Origin of the sequence: Candidatus Thioglobus sp. (genome assembly GCF_028599055.1) — a bacterium.
Lineage (GTDB): Bacteria > Pseudomonadota > Gammaproteobacteria > PS1 > Pseudothioglobaceae > Thioglobus_A.
Window position 1 is genome coordinate 1 of record NZ_JAQRMS010000081.1, and the last position, 5,265, is coordinate 5,265.

Consider the following 5,265-nt stretch of genomic DNA (forward strand, 5'->3'; position numbering starts at 1 on the left):
AATTTCTATCAAATAAAATCCAATGCAGAGATTTTTGAGCGGCTTGAGGCGGAGCGTAAAGACATTGGCTATTACAATTTACCCTATCAAAATACAGCTGAAATTAAAGATTATGCCAAAAGCATAACTAAAAAACACATTGTTGTTTTGGGTATTGGTGGTTCTAGCTTGGGTGCACGAGCGATTTATGAGTTTTTATTGCCTTCTAGTAATTACACGAAAGATCTGTTGTTTCTAGAGACCATTGATCCGCTTAAAATCAAACAATGTTTAAAAAAGGTTGATCTAAAGGATACCCAATTTGTGGTTATTTCTAAATCGGGCAATACCATTGAAACCATCAGTTTGTTTAAATATCTGAATTCGTTGGTTGAAATTAATAGCAGCAACTGTACCATTGTTTCAGAAACTAAAAGCAAACTAACTCAGTTTGCTAATAACAATAATATTAAAACCTTTGATTTGCCTGAAAATGTTGGTGGGCGTTTTTCGGTGTTTAGTGCGGTGGGCTTGGTGCCTTTGGCTATGGTGGGTGTGGATATTGACAATCTTCTTAATGGCTGTAAGCGTGTATCAGATAGCTTTTTTGAGCAAGGCGCTTATTACAAGCCTATTATTAGAAAGGCGCGATTTTTGGTTGAAAATAAATCTCGCTTTAATATTAATGCGGTGTTTTCTTATTCATCAACACTTGAGAGTTTTAACAAGTGGTATGTACAGCTTTGGGCAGAATCTTTGGGCAAAAAAAATATTAATGATACCCGCCAAGCATTGACGCCAGTAGCGTTAGTTGGCCCGGTTGATCAGCATAGTTTTTTGCAGCTGATTATGGATGGTGTGCGTGACAAAACGGTCACCTTTATCAAGGTGGGTGACCTCAAAGACAACGCCACAATTCCGACGGATGCCGATGATAAATTTACAGATTTGGGCCTGAATTATGTTAATGGACTGAGTTTTAATGAGTTGCTTAATAAACAGGCGGATGCCACGATTAAATCGGTAGAAGCGCAAAAGGATATTCCGTGTGATGTGGTTACTATTCGTACTGTGGATGAATATAATATCGCTAAGCTGATGTTTAGTTATCAGCTTATAGTTTCTACCATTGGTCAGTTTTTACAAATTAATACTTATGATCAGCCCGGGGTTGAAGATGGCAAGCTTATTCTTAAAGAAAGTTTGAAAAACTAAACTATTGCGATATAACTATCAAAGGAAAGTCTAATGAAATCAATGTTTAGTCTTGAATCATTCATTAAAATTAATAAGTGCTTGTTTCCTGTGGCAGGCTACGGTACGCGTTTTTTACCAGCCACTAAAGCTATTCCAAAAGAAATGCTGCCCATCCTCACTAAGCCACTCATTCAATACGGCGTGGAAGAGGCAATGAGTGCTGGTATGACAACCATGGCTATGGTAACAAGTAAACACAAGCAAGCGATTAAAAACCACTTTGAGCCGCACACTGATATTGAAGCTAGCATCAAAGGTACAGCTAAAGAGGCGTTGCTTGATGAAGTAAACTACGCTTCTGAACAATGCGATTTTAGCTATATTGAGCAGCAAGAAATGCTTGGCCTTGGTCATGCCATCTACACGGGCAAGCAACTGATTGGTGATGAGCCATTTGCAGTTATCTTGCCGGATGATCTATGTACCAATAATGGCGATTCGGTACTTAAGCAAATGGCCGCTCTTTATGTGCAGCATCCTGATTGTTGTATTGTGGCTATTGAAGAAGTGCCTATGACCGAAGTGGATAAATACGGCGTGATTGACGGTAAATTGTTGGAAGGCTCTACTAATGCTTATCAGGTTAGCTCTATGGTTGAAAAACCAACCCCAGAAGAAGCACCCACTAATCTTGCTATTATTGGTCGTTATATTTTGACACCACAAATATTTGGGGTGCTTGAAAACACAGCGCCAGATAAAAACGGCGAGATTCAAATCACTGATGCACTGATGACATTAGCCAAACAAGGTAAAGTTATTGCTTATAAATTTGAAGGTACTAGATACGACTGTGGCAATGTTAAAGGCTTTGTTGAAGCCACTAATGCTTTTGCCAAATCAGAGGACTTGATTTAGCTCCTTTTAAAGGCTTAGAATATTGACTCTGTATTTAATATTAATTATAATGAATACAAAGTAATGATTAAAGGTTAATGTGTCTCAAACTACAATGACAGTCAGACTAAGTGGTGAGTTAAGTGATTTTGTTGCAAGCAATGTTGACAAAAACGGTTCTTATGAAAATATAAGCGAATATGTACGTAGCCTGATTCGTAATGATAAAAATCGATTTGAAAAAGAGGCTTTTGAAAGGTTGAAGGCAGAATTGACGTTATCCTTCTCTGCCCCAGATTCTTCTTATTCAGTATTAAGTGTTGAAGATATATTTAGCAGAAACAGTTAAGCAAATTGTATGATTAACGTACAAAATTCTGCTTCGTTAAAAATAGATGAAATATATCGATACACAGTAAGAAATTGGGGAGAAAAACAAGCCAAGGCCTACATCAACGGTTTGTTTGAATCTTTTAACAATATTGGCAATAATTTAGTTATATCTCATCCAATACCTGCGGATTTTGGCATTGATGGTTTTTATTTTCGATACGAAAAACATTATGTCTATTGGAAATATTTAAATAGTGGCGATATTGGTATTGTGACAGTGCTGCATGAACGCATGCACCAAATAAAGCAATTTACCAAGTAGTTTTATAATCTATTCAACTGTCACTGATTTTGCCAAATTACGCGGTTGATCTACATCAGTGCCTTTGACAAGAGCAACATGGTAGCTAAGTAATTGTAGTGGAATGGTAAAGATAATCGGTGCAGTGATGCGCCCAAGATCTGTGGTTGTGGGCACGATGGTCATACCTTTCATAGGCGCTACTTCTGCAGCTTCATCTTCAAATATAATCATTTCCGAGCCACGTGATTTAACTTCTTGAAGGTTGGATTTAAGCTTGTCAAGCAGCTGATCGTTTGGCGCAATAGCAATTACAGGTGTGTCTTTATCAATTAAAGCAATTGGCCCATGTTTAAGTTCGCCTGCGGGATAGGCCTCGGCATGGATGTATGAGATTTCTTTAAGCTTAAGTGCGCCTTCCATAGCAATTGCATGCATAGTACCACGCCCTAAAAACAGCGCATTAAACTTATCTCTAAAGGTTTTAGCAAGTTCTTTAATTTGATCTTCTTGTTTAAGCGTTATTGCAATCAATCCAGGTAGGCGATTGAGCCCATCAACAATCTTAGCTTCTTGCTGTTTGGAGACTTGCTTGTGACACCTGCCGATAGCCACTGACAATAATGCCAATGACACTAACTGAGTGGTAAACGCTTTGGTAGAAGCTACGCCAATTTCAGGGCCGGCATGAGTTAAAAAAGTTAATTCTGACTCTCGAGTTAAACTTGACTCGGCCGAGTTACAGATTGTCAGTGTATGAATATTTTTATCTTTACTGCGTTTTTTAACGGCTTTAAGTGCCTCTAGCGTGTCCGCTGTTTCACCACTTTGAGAGATGGTGACGAACAGAGTGTTGTTTGAAATAATTGGATTACGGTAGCGATATTCACTGGCCACTTCAATATGTGTGGAGATTTTGGCAATATCTTCTAGCCAATACTTGGCTACTAATCCAGCGTTATAGCTAGTACCACAGGCGATAATTTGAATATTTTGGGTGTTTTTGAAAATATCTTTAGCCTTGTGGCCAAAAGCAGATGATAGTACGGTGTCTTTAGTGACACGAGATTCTAATGTATCGCGAATGGCTTGTGGCTGTTCAAAAATTTCTTTAAGCATATAGTGGTCGTAGCCACGCTTAGAAGTTTGACCACTTTTAAGTTTTGAGGTTTTAATTGCTCGCTCTACCTGCTTGCCGTCTTTGTTATAAATGGTGACCTCGTTGAGGGTAATATCGGCAATGTCACCTTCTTCTAAAAAGATAAAATCTTTGGTGATATCTAGCAATGCCATTTGATCCGAGGCAATAAAATTACCTTTATCACTTACGCCAATCACTAAGGGTGAGCCACTACGCGCAGCAATAATACGACCCGGGTCTTTGGGTGAAATCACACCAACGCCATAAGCGCCTTCAAAGGTTTGAATGGCTTTTTGCGTGGCTTCAAGTAGCGTATTGCAAGTTTCCAGCTCTTTGTGAATTGCGTGAGCAATAACCTCGGTATCGGTGTCTGAGGTGAAGTTATAGCCTTGTGTTTGCTGTTCAGCTTTTAATTCAAGGAAGTTCTCAATAATACCGTTATGAACAACGCTGACGCTATGGTTGCAAATGTGTGGGTGTGCGTTACGAGAAGATGGTTCACCATGCGTCGCCCAACGAGTATGAGCGATGCCAATCGTGCCAACTAGTGGTGCGGTTTTTTCTTTGATGTTATTTTCAAGGTTGACCACTTTACCGACCGCTCTGGCGCGATTGAGCTGATTGTCTTTTGACAAAACCACTACGCCAGCAGAGTCATAGCCGCGGTATTCAAGTTTTTTTAATCCATCGACAAGGATGGGTGTGATGTTATTATTGCAAATACCGCCAACGATTCCACACATAAGATTTATTTATTGTTAAGATTTGGTGGAATTATAAACTTTGTATGGTTGCTAGTGGTCTAGACTGCAACAACTTCTTTTTCTTTTAGACTTGTCTCTTGTTGTTGACCAATAAGTTTAAGCAGTACAATAATTCGATCTTGAGCACTATAGTTTTGAAAAATAGCCTGTTGACCTTTAAAAGCACCACTTTGAATTTCAATCGCATCACCTTTTTGATGTGAGCAAATGTTAATCAATTTTTCAATGGTTTGCTGTTGTTGGATTCTAATCAGATTAATGATTTGACTAGGAACTTTGGCAAAACTTAAGCCAAATCTAACAAAGTTGACTACCCCTTTGGTAGATCGAATTGGTGTCCAATTTTGGGCTTTATCATCAAGTTCAATGAATAAATACCCTGGAAATAGCGCTTGGATTTTGTTTTTAATTACAGCTTTTGGGAGAAACACTTCAAAGTCCTGATTGGCTAAATTAAGTGCGACAATCGCTTCTTGTTGAGATTTGGTTTTGAGTAAGTACCATTTTTTCATAGTAGCTCATGATAAACTTAAAGAGACCTTTGCATAAATCAACCCAAATTATGCCAATCTAGTAAAATACAAACTACAATAAAATAACCAATAAAACTCAAAATGTCCTGGAAACGAACGGCTCAAAACTCATTTGCAGAT

At 38.4% G+C, this 5,265-nt stretch carries 6 protein-coding genes; 4 read left to right on the forward strand and 2 right to left on the reverse strand.

Annotation, left to right across the window (positions count from 1 at the left end; all coding sequences use genetic code 11):
- The 4 genes from PSN35_RS05800 to PSN35_RS05815 all read left to right on the forward strand — a co-directional run.
- A partial coding sequence (locus PSN35_RS05800; protein ID WP_300030735.1) for a glucose-6-phosphate isomerase occupies window positions 1–1,194 on the forward strand: 1,194 nt, incomplete at its 5' end.
- Window positions 1,195–1,236: 42 nt separating this feature from the next.
- On the forward strand, window positions 1,237–2,094 hold the full coding sequence (gene galU, locus PSN35_RS05805) for a UTP--glucose-1-phosphate uridylyltransferase GalU (RefSeq protein WP_300030745.1): 858 nt from the start codon (window positions 1,237–1,239) through the stop codon (window positions 2,092–2,094).
- Between the two features lie 94 nt (window positions 2,095–2,188).
- Window positions 2,189–2,422: an addiction module antitoxin gene (locus PSN35_RS05810; RefSeq protein WP_300030748.1), complete on the forward strand. Its 234-nt coding sequence runs from the start codon at window positions 2,189–2,191 to the stop codon at window positions 2,420–2,422.
- A gap of 9 nt (window positions 2,423–2,431) precedes the next feature.
- A complete protein-coding gene (locus tag PSN35_RS05815) occupies window positions 2,432–2,728 on the forward strand; it encodes a type II toxin-antitoxin system RelE/ParE family toxin (protein ID WP_300030737.1) in 297 nt (98 codons plus the stop codon).
- 9 nt (window positions 2,729–2,737) lie between these two features.
- On the opposite strand, the gene glmS is transcribed toward PSN35_RS05815, so the two are convergent.
- Entirely contained in the window at window positions 2,738–4,591 is a 1,854-nt protein-coding gene (gene glmS, locus PSN35_RS05820; protein WP_300030739.1) for a glutamine--fructose-6-phosphate transaminase (isomerizing), read from the reverse strand.
- Window positions 4,592–4,650: 59 nt separating this feature from the next.
- On the reverse strand, window positions 4,651–5,124 hold the full coding sequence (locus PSN35_RS05825; protein WP_300030742.1) for a transcription termination/antitermination NusG family protein: 474 nt from the start codon (window positions 5,122–5,124) through the stop codon (window positions 4,651–4,653).
- Window positions 5,125–5,265: the final 141 nt, after the last annotated feature.